13 protein-coding genes are annotated in these 18572 nt (G+C 42.4%); 4 read left to right on the plus strand and 9 right to left on the minus strand.

Features of this window, described 5'->3' with window-relative positions; genetic code table 11:
- Positions 1 to 44 precede the first annotated feature (44 nt).
- Genes ACKI39_RS10665 through ACKI39_RS10700 form a run of 8 tightly spaced genes read right to left on the minus strand, consistent with a single transcriptional unit; the run spans position 45 to position 8357 of the window.
- Positions 45 to 1364: an ABC transporter permease gene (locus tag ACKI39_RS10665; protein ID WP_407400355.1), complete on the minus strand. Its 1320-nt coding sequence runs from the start codon at positions 1362 to 1364 to the stop codon at positions 45 to 47.
- On the minus strand, positions 1361 to 2047 hold the full coding sequence (locus ACKI39_RS10670; RefSeq protein WP_407400357.1) for an ABC transporter ATP-binding protein: 687 nt from the start codon (positions 2045 to 2047) through the stop codon (positions 1361 to 1363). The genes ACKI39_RS10665 and ACKI39_RS10670 overlap by 4 nt, the downstream gene beginning before the upstream one ends.
- Positions 2040 to 3266: an ABC transporter permease gene (locus ACKI39_RS10675; protein ID WP_407400359.1), complete on the minus strand. Its 1227-nt coding sequence runs from the start codon at positions 3264 to 3266 to the stop codon at positions 2040 to 2042. The genes ACKI39_RS10670 and ACKI39_RS10675 overlap by 8 nt, the downstream gene beginning before the upstream one ends.
- Entirely contained in the window at positions 3263 to 4219 is a 957-nt protein-coding gene (locus ACKI39_RS10680; protein ID WP_407400361.1) for a hypothetical protein, read from the minus strand. Before ACKI39_RS10680 ends, ACKI39_RS10675 begins: the two co-directional genes overlap by 4 nt.
- Positions 4220 to 4221: 2 nt before the next feature.
- Positions 4222 to 5094 (minus strand): signal recognition particle-docking protein FtsY, encoded by an 873-nt coding sequence (ftsY, locus tag ACKI39_RS10685; RefSeq protein ID WP_407400363.1) that lies wholly within the window; start codon positions 5092 to 5094, stop codon positions 4222 to 4224.
- Between the two features lie 45 nt (positions 5095 to 5139).
- Positions 5140 to 6900: a hypothetical protein gene (locus ACKI39_RS10690; RefSeq protein ID WP_407400365.1), complete on the minus strand. Its 1761-nt coding sequence runs from the start codon at positions 6898 to 6900 to the stop codon at positions 5140 to 5142.
- The gene (prfB, locus tag ACKI39_RS10695; RefSeq protein WP_407400367.1) at positions 6887 to 8026 is read right to left on the minus strand and encodes a peptide chain release factor 2; all 1140 of its coding nucleotides are present in this window, start codon (positions 8024 to 8026) and stop codon (positions 6887 to 6889) included. The genes ACKI39_RS10690 and prfB overlap by 14 nt, the downstream gene beginning before the upstream one ends.
- A gap of 37 nt (positions 8027 to 8063) precedes the next feature.
- Positions 8064 to 8357 (minus strand): CRISPR-associated protein Cas2, encoded by a 294-nt coding sequence (locus ACKI39_RS10700; protein WP_407400369.1) that lies wholly within the window; start codon positions 8355 to 8357, stop codon positions 8064 to 8066.
- Positions 8358 to 8434: 77 nt separating this feature from the next.
- Between ACKI39_RS10700 and ACKI39_RS10705 the strand changes: the two genes are divergently transcribed.
- From ACKI39_RS10705 to ispF, 4 genes are all read left to right on the plus strand, one after another.
- Positions 8435 to 9406 (plus strand): tetratricopeptide repeat protein, encoded by a 972-nt coding sequence (locus ACKI39_RS10705; RefSeq protein ID WP_407400371.1) that lies wholly within the window; start codon positions 8435 to 8437, stop codon positions 9404 to 9406.
- Positions 9407 to 9691: 285 nt separating this feature from the next.
- The gene (locus ACKI39_RS10710) at positions 9692 to 10954 is read left to right on the plus strand and encodes a glycoside hydrolase family 5 protein (protein ID WP_407400373.1); all 1263 of its coding nucleotides are present in this window, start codon (positions 9692 to 9694) and stop codon (positions 10952 to 10954) included.
- Positions 10955 to 10991: 37 nt separating this feature from the next.
- Positions 10992 to 11603 (plus strand): CarD family transcriptional regulator, encoded by a 612-nt coding sequence (locus ACKI39_RS10715; RefSeq protein ID WP_407400375.1) that lies wholly within the window; start codon positions 10992 to 10994, stop codon positions 11601 to 11603.
- A 3-nt stretch (positions 11604 to 11606) separates the two neighbouring features.
- Positions 11607 to 12788 carry a 2-C-methyl-D-erythritol 2,4-cyclodiphosphate synthase gene (gene ispF / locus ACKI39_RS10720; RefSeq protein ID WP_407400377.1) on the plus strand — a complete coding sequence of 394 codons (1182 nt, stop codon included), beginning with the start codon at positions 11607 to 11609 and terminating at the stop codon, positions 12786 to 12788.
- A gap of 56 nt (positions 12789 to 12844) precedes the next feature.
- Here ispF and ACKI39_RS10725 read toward each other — a convergent pair whose 3' ends face one another.
- Positions 12845 to 18538, minus strand: a complete 5694-nt coding sequence (locus tag ACKI39_RS10725) for a SpiroCoCo family coiled-coil protein (RefSeq protein ID WP_407400379.1) — start codon at positions 18536 to 18538, stop codon at positions 12845 to 12847.
- Positions 18539 to 18572 lie beyond the last annotated feature (34 nt).

Here is an 18572-nt window from a genome sequence, read left to right on the forward strand (position 1 = left end):
TTTGATCCAATTATACAAAATATTGAACAAAAATTCAAAAAAACTTAGTTCTTGCTGAGAATTTCAGTTACGCTTGACCTGCCTGCCCTAAGGGATGGAAGAATGGACATGACGATGGAAAGGATAATGGTTGAAACCACAATAATAACAATCTCCGCCCATGGGATGACGACAGGAATTTCCTGAAGATAGAAAGCTGGATCAAGGAATTTCAGATGGCCTGCGTTGAAAAAGCTAAGAATTAAATTAACAATTTGTTCTATACCACTGATAATAGGATTTATGAACAAAGATATAAGAAGCCCCGCTGGAACGCCAATCACTATTCCGCTTAGACCTGCAAAAAGCCCTGTCATAACAAAAGAAGCACCTATTCCCAAAGATGAGCCTCCCGTACTTTTGAGAATGGCAATTTCCTTTTTTCGCTCCATAACGACCATGACTATCGCAGAACTGATATTGATGCTTGCAACGAGTATTATCGCAAGCATGATGACGACCAGAAGAGCCTTTGTCGAAGCAAAATTTTCAAACTGGGCGGCATTGACAGTCTTCCAGGTCTCAGCTAAGCAGCCGATGCATTCAATATCCGACACAAGCTGAATCCTTACGTCTGCAAGGACATCATCCAGTTCCTTTGCAAAGGTCCTGTCAGTCTCCAGTCCGATTAAATATTCAAGGGAACACTTCTTAAAGGTCGTAAAGGCATTCTCAAGGGAAACAAATACCCAGAGGGCATCCAATTCCTGATAGCCGCAGGAAACAATCCCTGTAACCTTAAAGATAGAAACCTTAGGAACAACTTTTTCTCCGCCTGACTTGATTGTAATAAGCTTGATCGTATCTCCAGGGTGAACACCAAGAGTCTCGGCAAGTTTTTTACCTATCACGGCATTCCTACCATCCGACAGATCCGTTGAACCTTCGACAACATCAAAAAATGAAGAAAAGTAAGTGTTTTCTACAAAGACATTCCTATCAACAGCCCTAAGGGTTGCTCCGCTCCTAAAGTTGTTACCAGCAGCAAGAGCCATACCTTGGACCTCTCCATAGACCTTGGTGACACCTTCCACATCCTTGAATTTCCCAGCAAACTCAAGGAATTTTTCCTCAGAACCTGCATAAAGGGATTCAGGTTCAACAACCACCTGAATATCCTGGGATGAAAGATGAATCATTCTTCCTGTCATTCCAGAAATCATTCCGCTGCTGACAGAAAGAACCGCGACAAGAGGAACAAGGCTTACAGCTATGCAGATGACAGCTCCCGCAAGAGAACGCTGCCCTGAGCTTTTTTCAGCCCCTCGATTTGTACGGGAGAAGAAAATTTTCTTCGCATAAAGCAACGATGAGGCAAATGTCATTTCTTTTCCACCAAGGTTCCGCCCTCAATTGCAAAACAGACATCTCCTTTTGAAGCAAGGTTCATGTCGTGGGTCACAAGCACAAGGGTCTTTCTGTATTTTTCTGAAAGGGAAAACAGCATATCACCTATCAAAACTGCATTCTCAGGATCCAGGTTGCCTGTAGGTTCATCGGCAAGAATGAGTTCTGGATCATTAACAAGGCTACGGGCTACTGCAATCCTTTGCCTTTCACCACCTGAAAGCTGGGATGGAAGATGATCTTTTCTTTCTGAAAGTCCTACATCAGAGAGAAGATCCAACGCTTTTTCCATAGCTTCTTTTTTGGGAACACCTGCCATATATGCAGGAAGAAAAATATTTTCAAGGGCAGTAAAATCCTTCAGCAGATAGTGGAACTGGAAAACGAGACCAAGTACATTCATCCTGAATTCGTTGATCTGTCTTTCGTTCATTCTGGATACATCAAAGCCGTTGACATGGACAGTTCCATCGGTCGCAGAATCAAGACCACCTATGATATTAAGCAAGGTTGATTTACCGCTTCCGCTTTTTCCAACAATGACACATTTCTTGCCGCGCTCCAAATCAAGGGAAAGCCCCTTTATTATTGTAAGGTTTTCTCCAGAAGAAACATAAGTCTTCTCAATATCTTTAAGGCTTAAGATAAAATCATCACTCATCTCTAAGAACCTCCGAAACAGTCATCTTCAATACACTCCTACCTGCAAGCCATGAAGCCACCAAAGCGGAACAGAGCCCAAACATAAAAATCAGGAAAACCTCATGAGGAATCAATCTGGCAGGAATGGAAGCATAGGCTGAGAACATGGAATTTCCAGAAACAGTCCCAAGGAACTCAAAAAAGGCAGAAATGTTCCTGCTGGCAAAAATACCTAGAAGCATACCTGGAACAGCTCCGAACAGACCTGTCTTAATTCCCTGCACAAGGAAAATATTCCTTATGTTGCCCTTGCTTCCACCTAAAGCCGAAAGAACCGCTATCTCCTGCTTGCGTTCATAGACAAGTCTTTTCAGTGCATTGTAGATATTTATTGCAACGACCACGAAAATCAAAAGCACAAGAAGAAACAGGATGTTTTTTTCCATTCTGAGGACTCCAAAAAATCCCCTGTTGAATTCCCTCCAGCTTACAACCGTTGCATCCTTGAAGAGAGCCTTGATTTCCTCAAGAACAGCAGCATCGCTTCTAGAAGATTTGAGCTTTATTCCATATATCTTAGGAGTCTCTTTTCCGAAATTCTTCTCCCCCGACTCAAGATTGATGAAAGAATATCCAGCATTTATGTCAGCATATCCACAGAAAAAGATTCCCTTTACAGTAAAAATTCTATTAGTGGAAAGAAGAGCTGTATCGGAGGAACCGCTCAAGGCAGCGATATTCACCTTGCTTCCTTTTCTGAGCTTGAGGTTATATGCAATGGTATTTCCTATTACAATGGAATCAGGTTCACTTAGATCAAAACGACCAGAAACCATCTTTAGTTCCCGTCGGAATCCAGAATCGAGCTTTGAAACATCCTCAGGTAAGGCACGCACCATGGAAGCGGCCTGCAGACCTTTTTTCCCCGCCATAAGACCTTGTGCTTCATAGAAAGGAACAGCACAGAGTATTCTTCTATCGGTCTTGCAGAAATCCAGAAATGAAGCTTCATCTTCTGAAGCAATGCCAGTAACCCTGATATGGTAGGAGGAAATTTCCATTATGGAATCTATGAAGGACATCTGAAACCCATTCATGACAGCCATGACGACCGTAAGTGCCATGACACCAAAACAGACACCTACAGAGGCAAGCCATGAAGTAACAGCTGTCCTACCCTTACGGTCAACCTTTGAGAATCTTCTTGAAACAAACAGGATCCATCTGATACCCTTCATCTATTTTCTCCATAAAGGAACAGCTTTTCTTCAACTTTAGTTTCATCTACATATTTAGACCTGACTCCTGCGCCTCCAGGGAAATAGAGGGATTCATAGTAAGTACTTTCGCTTACCCGTTGGATTTCCTGTCTGAGCTTTCCGTCCTCAAAGTATTTCAGGTCAGGCGTTTCGAAGCCATCTTTATATTCATATCTTTTTTCGGATGTGTAAACGACCACATCCTTCTGTCTTCCAGTAGTTTCGTTTACCTTCTGTTCATAGGATTCTGTTTTCTCAACAGTCATTCGATCCTGCAGGTCATAGTCAAAATATTCAACCCTTGAAAGATTTTTTTTCTGAGCTTTATCTTCAGAACCTTCAACCTTTTCTTGCTTTACTAGATAGACTGAAAGTTTTACAGGCAATTTTCTATCATTAAAAACAGTATCAGAAAAGATATTTTTCTCAAAATCATCCTCTGTCATGTAGATTTCATCATCCGTATAGAACCAGTTTTTTTTATTCAGCATGACAGATTCTGAAACCGTGCTTTTGTTCTTCCATACGATGCTTTCAACTACCCTATATTCTGAATCATAACTGGTACGGGTTACGGTATCACCATTGACGGAAACAACAGAAGACCGCAAACCATCCTTGTCCCCCACAGAAAATTTTTCTTCACCAAATTCAAAATGCTTAAGATGATTATGAACATCCCTAAGATATACTTCCACAACATCTTCTTTTTTTTCTGCAGTTTTTAATTCTTCACCATCAGACACAGGTTCTTCTGGTATACTGTATTGTGACTCTTCAAGCCCAAGAAACTTAACAAGTTCAATACGCTTCTCAACCTCCTGCGGACTTGAAGTTAAATTTCTCTTGATAAGCTCAGAGTATCTCTGCTGCCTGTCTGTGAGGATTGGAAAGAGAAGATAAAGACTCATTGCAGCAGAAACTATATCCATTATTATCTGCCCAGGAATTCGTCCACATATTTTTCCGAATTGAATTCAGCTATGTCCTCGTAGTGCTCACCAGTGCAGACAAAGAAAGCTGGAATACCTAGTTCACGACAAATGGTTACGATACCTCCTCCTTTTGCCGTTGAATCATATTTCGTAAGGACGACAGCATCCACACCTACAGCCTCATTAAAAACCTCTGCCTGACGAACAGCATTCTGTCCTGTGGTTGCATCTATTACAAGGATTTTCTTATAGCAGCCTTCATCAGCCTTTGAACTGCAAATTCTATCTATTTTCTTCAATTCATTCACAAGGTTTTCCTTGTTGTGAAGTCTACCTGCTGTATCGGCAAGCACAAGTCCCCCACCATTGGCACGACAGGCATCTGCAGCATCAAAAACCACCGCAGATGGGTCGCTCCCCATCTGATGCTTAACAACACGGATACCAAGTCTTTCACCGTGCATGGAAATCTGGTCAACTGCAGCCGCACGGAATGTATCAGAGGCAGCCATGACCACATCATTTCCACGGTCCTTGTATAGCTTTGCCATCTTAGCTACGGATGTTGTTTTTCCAACACCATTGACACCAAGTATCATCCAGACATTCACCTTGCCTGATTCAGGAACAAAGGAAACAGACTTTATCTGAGACAAAAGCAGCCCTTTCAGTATCTGAGAGATCTTTTCCTGATCCGTAATTTTTTCATCACGGCATTTTGCTTCAAGTTCATCTACAATCTGCATTGCATTCTTTGCACCGATGTCGCCTTCTATGAGTGCGTCCGTAAGGTCTTCAAAGAATTCTTCTGACTCCGCCTTCTTTGAACCGAATATGCTCTTGAGTTTTTCTGCAAATGAAAGTCTGCTCATTATGTTTCTCCAGCAACTATATTTTCTGTACTCTTTATGGAGTCTCTAAAATGTATTTTTAGAGATGTCCTTGATTTCAATATCATCATTATCCTGTTCATCGACACTTGTTTCAACAACAGGCTGAGCGGGTACCATTTTTCCTGCTCTTTCTTCTATTTTTTTTAATTCTGAAGCAGAAGCCTTGTGTACATTGGCAGGAAGAACTGAATTGGCGGCAATCAGATATCGTACCAGTTCAATAACAAAAAAGCCTGTACATACAGCAGTAACACCAAGACAAATATTCTTTGCTTTCTGGAGCCTGTAGATTTCATCTAGGTCATTGAAAGATCTTGCATTGTATGCGTATACGGAAGAATTGTACTGCCCTGTGTAGTAAAGGGTAAAAGGCATTGAAAGAATCAGGAGTGTATAAGCCCTATAGGTCCAAATTCTACGCCTGTCGATATAGGAAGCATGGTCAATGGCTTTGCTGTTGACTGTCAGCACAGCATCATCGGTCTGTATGCTTTCAGGAACATAATAGAAAAAACTTGCCTTCTCACCACTAACATCCTTTCTTTTTGCCATGAAGTGTCCTATGATCGGTTCGCCAGTTGATGTGAATTTTCCAAAATAACTGTCGGAAAGGATTTCTCCTGCAAACTTTCCATCCGCATATATTTTTCCTTCCTCTGGTTTGACGAGAGCAACAGAAACATCAGCTTTGGTCTGCTTGACCATATCCGCAGAAACAAGAAATTTTTCAGCTCCTATAAATTCATAGGAAATCATTCTTGTATGATAATCCTGACATTCAACCTTGACCGTATGTTTTCCTGCATCAAGAATCAATCTATCTGGAACCTTGTCGTAATAGATTCCATCAACGGTCACATGGGTCCTGTCGACAATTTCCGCAGGTTGGACCTCAAAAAAAACTTCAACGCCCATATGGTTCGTTATCAGTGGACAAAAGTATGAAGCGACATTTGCAGCAACCTTTCCACATTCCCTTACCTTGCCAACCTCAGTTATGGTTCCAAGACGATCCCTTCCAGGATAAAGATAAAGTGAGCATGTGACAGAAAAATACTCACCATACACCGTCAAAGAACCATCAATGAGACCGTTGATTTTTGCGCCGACCATTTCCTTTTCAAAGGCGCGACTTTCAAGCCCGTTGCGTCTATAGGATTCACCTGGAACATAAAGTTCAGCGGAATCCTTTTTATAGAGGCTTATTCTTTCTTCCCTTGGATCTGGAAGCAAGTTTTCCTTTTTCTTTACGAAAAGATTTGTAAACGGATTGAAGAAAAAATTGAAGTCACTTTCGACCTTTGTATCTGCACTTTCTTTTTCAAGAGACCTTCTATATTCATCCTTGATCTGCTGGGTTTTATCAAGATTTTCTTCTATCTTTATTTCTGTTTCCCTTATGACCTTCTGCTGAGCCTTGATTGCCCTTGCAAGTTTTTTCTTGTTGTCGGTGGTAAGGACCAGTGAATCACGCTTTCTGTAATCCCTTGAAAGCTGAAGGAACAAGGACTGCCGATCAACTAGATAGGATTCCAATGTCCGATCCATCATTTCCTTGCTTGATGTATTCCTGATAAGTCCTTCTGAAATCTGCTCCAGCAGAAGTTGAGGAATCAATGTAGAAAGCTCCTCTTCGGAAATGTCACGTTTTTTGTTCTGTGCAAATTCAAATTTCTTTGCGGACAGAACCCACTCATCAGCAAAGAAATCAGAGGAAACAATGAATATTGAGAATAAGCAAAGGAAGACCTTTTTTTTCAGCGTCTTCAGTCTACTCGATGTCATCCATGTCATCGTCATCAGGAGTAACAGAAAGTCCCTTCCATTTTGCAGAAAGGAATTCATCAAGGAACGGATCGATATTTCCGTCCATGACATCGTGTATGTTTCCGATCTTAAGCTTTGTGCGGTGGTCATTTACCATTGTATATGGCTGGAAAACATAGGAACGAATCTGGCTTCCAAAAGAAATATCCTTCTTTTCACCTGCGAATTTTGAATTCTCCTTTTCTTTCTGTTCCTTGTAGTATTCATAAAGTCTTGAACGGAGAATGCTCATTGCTGTGGCACGGTTCATAAGCTGGGATCTTTCACTGTCACAGGCAACGACAATTCCTGTAGGAATATGGGTAAAGCGGACTGCAGATTCAGTCTTGTTGACATGCTGACCACCCTTTCCTCCCGATCGATATGTATCTACACGAAGATCCTTCTGCTCAATGTTGACTTCAATGCTGTCATCAAGAACTGGAAAAACATATACAGAAGCAAATGAAGTATGACGACGCGCGTTGGCATCAAAAGGAGAAATACGGACAAGACGATGGACTCCAGCCTCCCCCTTTGTGTATCCGTAAACATAATCGCCAGAAATCCTCATGTTGATGGACTTAAGTCCTCCTTCTGCCTCTTCCTGTGAAACAATTTCAATCTTATATCCGTGGCGTTCAGCCCATCTCTGGTACATTCTTGAAAGCATGAAAGTCCAGTCACAGGCTTCCGTTCCACCTGCGCCAGCATGAACGGAAAGAAAGCAGTCGTTCTTATCTACTTCATCGCTCAAGAGGTTAAGGATACTGTAGTGCTCGTAGTCCTTGTTTGCAGCTTCATACATTTCCTTAAGCTCGCTTTCCAACGCCTGGTCATTTTCTTCCAATGCCATCTGATACATCGTTTCAATGTCATCGATATCAGCAACAAGCTTCTGCCAAGGCTCAATTCTTCCCTTCAGGAGCTTGATGTCATTCATGACCTTTGTTGCCTTTGCATTGTCATCCCAGAATCCAGGAGCATTTGACTGCGCTTCCTTGTCTGCAATCTTCTTGTTTATATCATCCACGTCGAGGCGACCCCATACGGAAAGAATGCCTTCCCTCAACTGTGCGATGGGTTCCTGAAAATCTTCTACCATATATACATTCCTTAGATATCTTTTTTTCTGACTATTTCTATTGTCTTCTTGGACTCGGAGTGCCAGAGAACTGGCATTTGCGCCATTTTTTCTGCTTCATTTCCGTAATCACAAAAAGCCCATTGACAGGGAACTGATACAGTCTGATTTTATCATAGTAATCGGTAACACGATCCAAATCCTTCTTAAGGTTTGAAAGCTCATCTTCGCGGACCTTCATGTTCTCCCAGCAGGAACGCTGAATCTTTGTAAATCCATAGCGTGTAAGGATATCAACAAGAGATTTACCGCTGTCAAGACTTCCTGGTTCAATCATTACAGAAACAAACATATCTAACAGAATAATTGAAACAACATCTATTGTCAAACAGACTTGAAAATACGGGCATTTTAGTAGAAAATATGTGTATGAAAAACAGAATCTGTGTAAAACTTTTGGCACTATCATTTATTCTTTCTGCATCAGCTGCCTTTGCCCAGTCGACAAAGTCCATAATCACAGGGATCAAGGCTGAATCAACCTCAGCAAAGTCAGTGACGGTGACATGGTCAAGTCCATCGGACCTGTCTTCGGTTTCAGCGCTACTTGTCTACAGGGCAACAAAACCATTCACAGGATTTTCACAGACAGAGAATCTTGAGCCTATAGCAATCCTCATGTCAAACGAAACCTCCTACACAGACACCCTAAGAACATCCCAGGAATACTACTACGCAGTGGTTTCGGCAATTGCGTCAAAAAACCCTGCAAACAGCGAATATTACTACGACGAAGAAACAGACGAAAAGAACGAATATTCACCTGACGACCCAGTGCTCAGGACAGTACTTCCAGGAGTAAACGCTACGGTCCAGGGTGCCCGTGCCAACGGAAAACAGAAAAAGGTAAAATCAGAAATAAAGACACCCGAACAGCCTAGAAAAACCTATGAAAACGGTGCATTGAGAGAAACTCCACTGCCATATATCGATGTTCTTGATGAAAAGGCTACCCACGAGCCAACAATTTCCGCCGCATCCAAGGAAAAGGCAAAGAGCCTCATCAGAAAGGATACAAGGCACAAGATTGAACCTCTTCCAATCCATATATTCGAAGAAGATCTTGTGAGTCCTGCAGGCGGAGATGAATACCTCCTGTTCGAAATCCTCAAGACCCATTTCATAAAGAAGCAGTACTCAGAATCCATCACGCAGCTCAGGAAGTTCCTCGCACAGAACAGGACAAAAACTGTTGCGGACAGAGCCAGCTTCTACCTGGGGGAATCCTACTACTACACTGGAAATTTTCCTTCTGCACTGACAAGATTCCTTGCGCTGGAAGAAACTTATCCTGAACTGTGCCGTCAGTGGATTGACAGCACATTGGACCAGTTGAACTAAAGGTCACTTATGGGGGTCTAATAAGTAACTATCGTAGCGATCATTGCATATGGCTGCGGAGCTTCCATAAAGCCGCATGTCGAAATGACCATTACACTAAATATGGTGGTTTCGACATGCTCAACCACCGCAAATCGAACTTTTGAGACAGCCCCATTTTTTTTTAATTTTTCCAACTAATTTTATACACTTAGCATAATTTTTGTATTATTTGCATCTTCATTGCATTATATTCAACAGCAGGAAAGATTTTTCAGCAAAGACACACACCGCAAAGAGGTCAATATGGCTAAAACTAGAAAAACTTTCATAAAATCAATGCTGCTTTTATCCTTCATCCTTGTGAGCTGCGTAGACAACTCAAGGATGTTTTCATGGACCGATTATGGAGACATAACTCCTCCATGGCAGGATTCAGAACTCAAGGCAGTTACAAAGGAGACACTTATGGATCTTGGAACAGGCTGGAATCTCGGAAACACGTTGGATGCCCACAATGCTGATTCTTTTTCTGACGAACCTCAAAATACAGAAACTAGCTGGGGGCAACCAGAGACCACAAGAAGCATGATAGAAGGTCTCGCAAAAAGCGGAATAAAGACAGTCCGTCTCCCTGTAAGCTGGACTCCACACATCAATGCAGACTATGAAATCAATGCAGAGTGGATGAACCGCGTAAAGACTATCGTCGACTGGTGCATCGAAGAAAAGATGTATGTAATACTCAACATCCATCACGACAACTACATCAACGACAACATGGTATATGCTTTCCAGGGCTTCTACCCAACAGAAAAAGGAAAAGCAAAGTCACTGGCTTTTGTTGAAAAAGTCTGGGAGCAGGTTGCGGACGCATTCAAGGATGCAAAATATGACAAGGTGATTTTTGAAACCCTCAACGAACCTCGTCTGAGAGGTCACGCCCACGAATGGAATGCTGAAATGAGCTGTCCAGAATGTAAGGAAGCAGTCAAAGTCATCAATGAACTCAACCAGAAGGCAGTCACGACAATCCGTAGCAGAGGCGGCGTCAACACAGACCGAATGATAATGGTACCTGCATATGTTGCTTCTCCTTATGCCGCATGGAATGGCAGCTTTAAATTTCCAGATGATCCATCAGGACCTGGAAAGCTTGCTCTTTCAGTCCATATGTACACCCCATACAACTTTACAATGAATTGTGGCAAGGATGGATACAATACATTTTCAATCCAGACAAGGGATGAGCTGGACTGGCACTTCAATATGCTCAAATCAAATTTCATCGACAAAGGATACCCTGTCATCATCGGTGAATATGGAGCCACAAACAAAGGAAACAAAGAAGACCGTCTTATATGGTTTAACTACTACCTTAAGGAATCCGCCTCAAGGGGAATAATTTCAATACTCTGGGACAATGGGCAGGAAAGAAACAATGAAAACCCTGCAGAGGCATTTGGCTTCTTTAATAGAGAAACCTGTCAATGGTACGACAAAGACCTTAGGAACGTCATCATCGGAGCCGCTGCTGAAGGTGCAAAGAAACACGCCTCATCCATGTGAATTGAATTTCTAGAAAAAGTATGATATTATAGAAGATATGGCAAAACCAAAGACAGAATTCACAGTAAACCAGACAATCGTTTACCCTAGCCAGGGTGTAGGTAAGATCGTCGATGTATTCAAGCGCGACTTCAAAGGCGAGATGGTTTATCACTACAAGATCTACATCGAAGTTTCTGACATGAATGTCATCGTTCCTGTAGACAATGCAAAACTTCTTGGAATTCGTGCTATCGTTTCAAAAGCAGAAGCCAAGAAAGCACTTGATTCCATCAGTGACGACTATGAGCCACCAACATCAGACTGGAAGCTCCGTTACCAGCAGAACCTTGACCTTCTCAAAAAGGGAACAATCGGTGACATTGCGGCAATCGTACGCTGTCTTTACCACCGTTCAAAGGTAAAGGAACTTCCAATTCTTGAACGCAAGCTCTATGAAAACGCAAAGACACTTCTTGAGAATGAGATAGCAGAAGCTTACGGAATTTCCGCAAAGGAAGTTGAAGCAATGCTCCATGCAAAGCTTGAACCTCTTGGTCTTAAGATTGAAAAGAAGCCAGTATATAACGATGATGATGAAGACGAGGATGAATTCGAAGAAGACACCTCATCATCTTCAAAAGACAATGACGATGACGACGAGGATTAATCCTTGAAATCACTTTCACTAGTTCTTGCAGCTGCAGGTTCATCCACACGGGTGGGCCTCGGCAAAAAAAAAGAATACCTTGAAATGAAAGGCGGTACAGTTCTATCTTGTGCCGCCCGCATTTTTTTGGAGACAGCGGATTTTTCTACGGTAGTCATAGCCATTCCCAAAGACGGAAAAGAGGATGCAGAAAAGGCTCTTTTCTCAGACCCAAGATTACATGAGCTGTTGGAACATAAAAATCTTTTCTTCGTTGAAGGTGGCTCCACAAGGCAATCTTCCGTTTTCAAGGCGATAAAAGCAATTCCAGAAAAGAATTCCATAGTACTTATCCACGATGCGGCTCGACCTTTCGTATCCGAGGAAACCATAAAAAAAGTAATAGCCGCTGCAGAAAGATATGGAGCGTCAGTTCCTGCCATTGCACCAGTGGATACACAGAAGGAAATCTCTCCAGACGGAACGATAAAAAGGCATCTGGTAAGGAAAAATCTTTGTGCAGTCCAGACCCCTCAGGCATTTATCCTTGCTCCCCTGCTCCTTTGCCATGAAAAAGCTGCGGAAGAGGACATGGAATTCACCGATGATACTGAAATATGGGATAATTACCCAGAGGTAACCGACGGCAAAAAGGTCTTTGTGGTGGAAGGAAGCAAGGACAACAAAAAAATAACATTCATCCAGGATATTCCGATGAAGCATTTGATGACAAAAATAGGTATTGGAACGGATCTCCATCGCCTGGTTGAAGGAAGAAAATTCTACCTTGGTGGAATAGAAATTCCTTCAGAAAAAGGTGAAGATGGACATTCTGACGGTGATGTACTGCTGCATGCAATCAGCGATGCTCTTTTGGGAGCTTCAGGGCTTGGTGACATAGGTTCCTATTTTCCACCCGATGAGCCACAATGGAAGGATGCCGATTCAAAGGAACTGCTTCGAAAAATCTGGAAGGATATAAGCAATGAAGGCTGGAGACTGAACAACCTTGACTGCGTGGTGGAAACAGAAAAACCAAAGCTTCTTCCATGGAGAGAAAAGATCATAGAGTCCATAGCAAATGTCCTTGAAGTTTCCAATCACCAGGTATTCGTGAAGGCAAAGACAAACGAAAAGCAGGATTCCGTAGGCGAAGGAAATGCAATAAAAGCCTACTGTGTATGTCTTCTTGAAAGAAACGAATAATTTTTCCACAACTATAAAAAATCCCTTGAGAAGCAAGTTCCCAAGGGATTCATTTTTTATGAGTCAGTACCAACTTCAAGGATAAGCTGAACCATGTTCTCTTCTATGCCCAGGCTCTTTGCAATTTCTGCGTTTGTCCATCCCTTCTGCTTAAGGGAAATGACGTTGCTTCTAAGCTGAGGTGAAAGGGAATTACCTGTCGCCTCCTTTTTCTTTCTCGTATCCTTCGATGCAATTGAATGGAGAAGATCAAGCTGCTTTTCACCATCGGAATAAAGCTTCTGGAGCCTCTGTTCCGTAGCGACAATGCCTTCCTTGGAATCCTTGATTTCTGCGATATGGTCATCAACATCCCTGATGAATTCCTGAAGAGAGCTGACCTTATCAACTGCCTCGCTGATAATCTCTCCATTTTTAAGAATGGCATCCATATCCTTTTTAAGTCTGTCCATTTTTTCAGGAATATTCTCAAACTCAGAAGAATAGTTGCTCAGGCGTTCTTCAAGAGCACTGATGTTCTCAAAGGAATGATCGACAGCCTCGGCAACACGGTCAACGGTCTCGCTTTTCTTCTCGATACGTTCAAACTTATTCTCCATGTTTGCCATGGACTCGCTGTACTTGCGTACATTTGCCTGAATATTGATGAAATCATCGTTGATTTTCTGTATTTCCTGGATCTTTGCATCCATACCGTTTGAAAGGTTAAGCAAAGTATCAAACTTATACTCAAGGCTTTCAAGACGAGATTTATCAGCACTATAGGCATTAAGCTTCTGGTTTACATCATCACCAAGATGTTCAAGCTGGCGCATCTGTGAAGCAAGATCATTGATCTTTGCATCGAAGTTCTTAACAGAAGAGATCTTCTTTCCAAGATCCTCAAGGTCGTCTGTAAGCTGTCGTTTAAGAATATCAGCCTGTTCAAAAGCTGCCGATTCAGATACGAATTTCGCAATGCTCTTGTTGATGTCATCAACCTTCATCTGTAGGTTGTTTGTCTCATCGTTGAGCCTGTCGGTAGCTCCCTGATAAGCCTGCTTGTAATCCTCTGCTTTTTCAGTAAAGGTCTTCTTAAGATCCTTTATCTTGGCTTCGGCATTCCTTGTCTGCTCTTCAGTATATCCCTTTACCTGACTGAAGAATTCATTGTACATGGTTTCGAATTCACCGATATGCTTTTTGCTGTCAGAATCAAAGGTGCTGAGGATTTCTCCAGCTCTTTTGGCCGCAGCAGAAAAGTCAGTCTGAAGCTCAGAAATTTTCTGCTCATTTGTATCGGCAAGGGTCTTAAGCTGACCTTCAATCTGCTGATAATAATCGTCGTACTGCCCCTTGAGACGGGTCTTCCATTCAGAGAATTCCTGGACAGCAGCATCGATGGTAGCAGACTGAGTTTCCTGCTTTGAAACAAGAATTCCCTTAAGCTCTGCAATCTTGGAATTAAGCTCACGCTCAGTCCTATCAAGATTTTCATTCATACGGTTTTTGTATTCATCGGACTCTGCCTTGAGCTCACCATCAACACCTTCAATGGCCTTCTTTATTTCAGCACGATACTGTTCGATAAAATCATGGATCCTCTGGTTAACGGAATTGATCTGTTCCTGGATTGTCGTCTGTCCAGCAAGAAGTGCAGTCTGGAATTTCTTTTCCTGATCCTGAGTCTTTTTCTGGAGATCGACTATTCTCTTGGTCAGAGCTTCTTCATACTGTCGTTCAAGGCTTTCTCTCTTGTCTTCGTACTCTGCAGTAAAATTCTCAAACTGAGCATCAAAGGTATTCTTCCAGGATGAAAGCTTTGAAGATACATCATCTTCACGTTTTGCAAGATCCTGCAGGAATGAATCCTCAAAAACCTTGACCTTACTGCTGAGTCTTGCTGCGGAATCCCTCTTGATTTCATCCAACGAGGTCTGAACCGTTTCAAGTTCTTCCTTGACCTTGGCAAATTTACTGCTGAGTTCGGTTTCAAAATCGCTCTGATTCTTTTCCTGGACCTGAGTAAACTTTTCAAAGTCGCCGACAACCTTCTTCTGGCTCTGCTCCATGAGCTTTCTCAAGGCAGACTCAAGCTTATCTACATCGGCACCAGCGGAATTAAGCTTCTTAAAGCGGTATTCCATTTCTTTCTTATACTCATCGAGCGTATTGTCCAGTTCCGCAAGATACTTTGTCTGCCTTGCATCGCATTCAGCGGCAATATCACGGGATGCTCCAAGAAGTTTGGAATCCATTTCTGCAAGGCGAGAGCTGAGTTCAACGGCAAATCCATCAAGTTTTTCCTTATGTTCTGCCGTCTCTGCCACAATGCGTTCAGTGATGGTATTTGAATGCTCCTGAATAGACTGGAATTTGGTCTGTATTTCAGTCAACGCATTGGAAATGTTTTCATTGTAGGTCTTAGCCTGTTCATCAAGCTCCCCGAGGGTAGACTTTACATCGCTGTGCATCTGGTCGACACGATCCTGAACATCCTTCTTGTATTTTTCAAGGTTCGCCGTACTGAGGGTACTGAATTTATCATAGGCAGATGTTTCTTCCTGCTCTGCTTTTTCAAGAATGCTGTTGAACATGCCGTCATAGCGTTCCTTGAGAGTATCAGACTGTCTGTCAACAGATTCCTGAAGGGCTGCAAGTTTTTCTGCATTTGCCTTTGCATCCATATTGACAGAATCAACAGCAGATCTTGCGTTCTCTACAGCATCGGAAACCTTTCTCTGAACATCGGAGATTGTATCGCGCATTTCGGCAACCAGCTTATCGGCAGCATCCGAGAACTGACCTTTGACATTCTCAATCTGAGCTTCTGCTTCCCTTCTAGCCGTATCAGTTTCCGAAGAAAGACTATCCTTGATTGATTCTACTATCCTGATGGCTTCTTCTCTTATGCCTTCAGCCTTACCGTTGATTTCAGACTCAAGGGCATTTGTCTTCTCAGCCAAAGCATTTGCATTTGAATCGATAAGCTCCTCCAGTGCACGGCTCTTGCTGTCGAGGGCATCCATAAGGCTCTTTGTCTGGTTTTCAATCCTTGCAGTATAATCAGAAGTCGTAAGCTTATACTGTTCCATGGCTCCATGGGTCTGGTTTTCAACATTGTTGACAAGTTCTTCAAGCTTACCTTCAATTTCACTTGTACGGTCACGGAGCTGGCGTTCAAGATTTTCTGTACGCTCCGCAAGTTCTTTCCTAAGGGTATCTGTACGATCCTCAATATCCTGGGTATAAGAAGAAGTTGTCTCCCTATATTTCTCAACAGCCTGAGCAGTCTGTTCCCTTACATCCTCCGTGAGGGAATTCAATTTCTTTCTTACATCATCTTCGAGGCTGTCTGTCCTGTTCTTGATTTCCGTAGAAATGGAAAGAGCACGGTTGTTGAGCTCATCAAGCTTCTTACGGATCATAGTGTCAGCGGCATCAGCCTTATCATTCAGGTTTGTATTGAGGGATGCAGTCCTCTGCTTGATTTCAGTTTCAATCTTACCGATAGATGTATCAAGACTTGCATTCGCAGCGGCCGTCTTCTGCTTAAGCTTGTCTGCAAGCTCATCGAAATTCTTATCGATTTCCTGATCCACCGATGAGATCTTCTGTTTGAGTTTTGCATCAAGGGCTGCAGCTTTTTCGTTGAAAAGAGAAATGAGCTTCTGAGACTTTTCCTTCATTTCAGATTCGGCACCGTCAGTGCTGTTCTCAAGGCTTTCCTTAAGGGACTTTGCCTTAAGGTCATAGGCGCTTTCAAGCTCACGGTTCTTGTCATCGAACATATGGATCACAGATGTTGAAGTATCATTGAACTTCTGGTTCATTTCCATGATTCTATCTTCATAGTTCTTTGAAATTTCCCTAAGACGACCGTCAATCGACCCTACCATATCACCGTATTTATCTTCAAGATCCTTGGTAAGGCTATCGGTTTTAGTCGTAAAATCAGTCTCCAACGCTTTTGTCTTGTCATGGAAAAGCATATCAAGGGCTTCTGTCTTCTGAGAAAGAGCGGCATCAAGATCCTTTACACGTTCAGCAAGCTTCTCCTCAAAATCACTTGTATTAGTATCGATGGCAGCATTGATTTTTTCAGTTCTTTCGCGAACAGAATTCTCGAAAGCTGCAGTCTTTTCTTCAAAAGCCGAGGATCGTTCTGTGAATATCCTGTCAAAGTTGTCGGTCTTTACAGTGAAATCAGCGGTCATTGCATCAAACTTTGCAGAAAGTGTTCTTTCAAGGCTGTCTGCACGATTTGTATATCCGCTATCGATCTGAGCGATACCAGTTTCAATTTTTTCATTAAGGGCTTCGATGCGGGAATCAACAGATTCTTCAACTGCGGAAAGACCGTCATCGATCCTTGCATTGAGAGTTGAGACGCGTTCATCGATATTCGAGTCCATTCCTTCAAGACCTGCATCAATCTTGTTGTTGAGGGCTTCAATACGACCATCGATTCTTTCTTCAATGCCAGAAGTGCTGTCTTCAAGGCTGTTCTTGAATTCAGCTATGCGAGTATTGCACTGCTCACGGATTTCGTATGTGTTGTTATCAAGGTCAGAACGGATGTCATTGATTTTTTCCGCAATCTCATTATTGAGGGAAGAAGTGATTTCCTCCACGCGGGAAGCAAGTTCATCAACCTTGGCAGAAAGATTTCCTTCAATGTTCCCAGTTCTTGTCTCTACATCATTCTCGATATCTGCAATCTTTAGTTCAAGTTTGCCTTTGAGGGAATCAGTAGAAGCATCAAGAACGGAATCAAAATTCTCCGCACGCTCCTTGAGATCCGCCTCGAGAGAAGTCATCTTCTTTTCCCAGCTGTCGGATAGAACATTGGTGCGAGCATCCAGCATCTGCTGCATGTTCTCTGTTCTTTCCCTGAACCTATCTTCGATTGTGCTGCTGTAATCCTTGAAGGCATCCACAAGTTCCTTTGAGCGTACATCAAGAGATTTCTGAGTATCCTCGATTCTAGTATCGATCATCGCAGTAATCTGCTTTGCCTGCGTGTTGATTTCGTTAAGGCACTCATCGATCCTCTGCTGCGATTCATCACGAAGCTGGCTGAAAGATTCATCCTCAAGTTTCTTTGCATTTTCAATGGCTGCAGAATAGGCATTGCGGATGTCATCCTCGATTTTCTTCATGATAGCTTCATTCTGCTTTCTTGAAAGCTCTGTCGTGCTTTCAACTTCTGAAGCTCGTTCCTCAAATGCCTTGAGAAGATCCTCACCAATTGATTTAAGCTGTTCTGCGTTTTTTGCCGAAAACTGTTTTACAAGTTCCGACACTTTTGATTCAAGCACCTCTGCGGCTTTCTGCTGTTTGTTGAGACGGGCGTTGACCTTATCGATGAGCACAGCCTCATTCTTTACAGAAGCAAGATTCTGCTCTACAGCAGCAGTCATTTCCATCAGGTTCTTAAGGACATTGTCGTAGGACTGAATCCTTGCCTGAATGTTTTCGACAGCCTTAACGGGATCCTCAAAGCTTTCAGTAGCTTCCTTGCATTCATTGATCTGCTGTTCCATTCTTTTGATGGCAGCTTCAGTTTCTATTTCCTTAGTTTTAAGTTCATTGATGATGATATTCTGAGATTCTTTCTGCTGGTCGAAGTATTCATCGAATTCCTTCTTTCTGTTTTCAGCGTATCTCTTGACCTTCTCCATCTGACTTTCATTCTTATCAATCTGACGAACGATGAAGGAAGCCACCACAGACAATATTACAGAGATAACAATTCCAATGATAATCACTTTTTAATCCCACCCAATTTTGATTATTCTTTTG

The organism is Treponema sp., assembly GCF_045641405.1.
GTDB lineage: Bacteria > Spirochaetota > Spirochaetia > Treponematales > Treponemataceae > Treponema_D.

Bases quoted from the DNA above. Each gene is read 5' to 3' on its own strand.
- prfB (WP_407400367.1), bottom strand. From the start codon at position 8,026: ATGGTAGAAGATTTTCAGGAACCCATCGCACAGTTGAGGGAAGGCATT.
- ACKI39_RS10675 (WP_407400359.1), bottom strand. From the start codon at position 3,266: ATGAAGGGTATCAGATGGATCCTGTTTGTTTCAAGAAGATTCTCAAAG.
- ACKI39_RS10710 (WP_407400373.1), top strand. From the start codon at position 9,692: ATGGCTAAAACTAGAAAAACTTTCATAAAATCAATGCTGCTTTTATCC.
- ACKI39_RS10665 (WP_407400355.1), bottom strand. From the start codon at position 1,364: ATGACATTTGCCTCATCGTTGCTTTATGCGAAGAAAATTTTCTTCTCC.
- ACKI39_RS10670 (WP_407400357.1), bottom strand. From the start codon at position 2,047: ATGAGTGATGATTTTATCTTAAGCCTTAAAGATATTGAGAAGACTTAT.
- ACKI39_RS10700 (WP_407400369.1), bottom strand. From the start codon at position 8,357: ATGTTTGTTTCTGTAATGATTGAACCAGGAAGTCTTGACAGCGGTAAA.
- ACKI39_RS10705 (WP_407400371.1), top strand. From the start codon at position 8,435: ATGAAAAACAGAATCTGTGTAAAACTTTTGGCACTATCATTTATTCTT.
- ACKI39_RS10715 (WP_407400375.1), top strand. From the start codon at position 10,992: ATGGCAAAACCAAAGACAGAATTCACAGTAAACCAGACAATCGTTTAC.
- ACKI39_RS10690 (WP_407400365.1), bottom strand. From the start codon at position 6,900: ATGACATCGAGTAGACTGAAGACGCTGAAAAAAAAGGTCTTCCTTTGC.
- ftsY (WP_407400363.1), bottom strand. From the start codon at position 5,094: ATGAGCAGACTTTCATTTGCAGAAAAACTCAAGAGCATATTCGGTTCA.
- ACKI39_RS10680 (WP_407400361.1), bottom strand. From the start codon at position 4,219: ATGGATATAGTTTCTGCTGCAATGAGTCTTTATCTTCTCTTTCCAATC.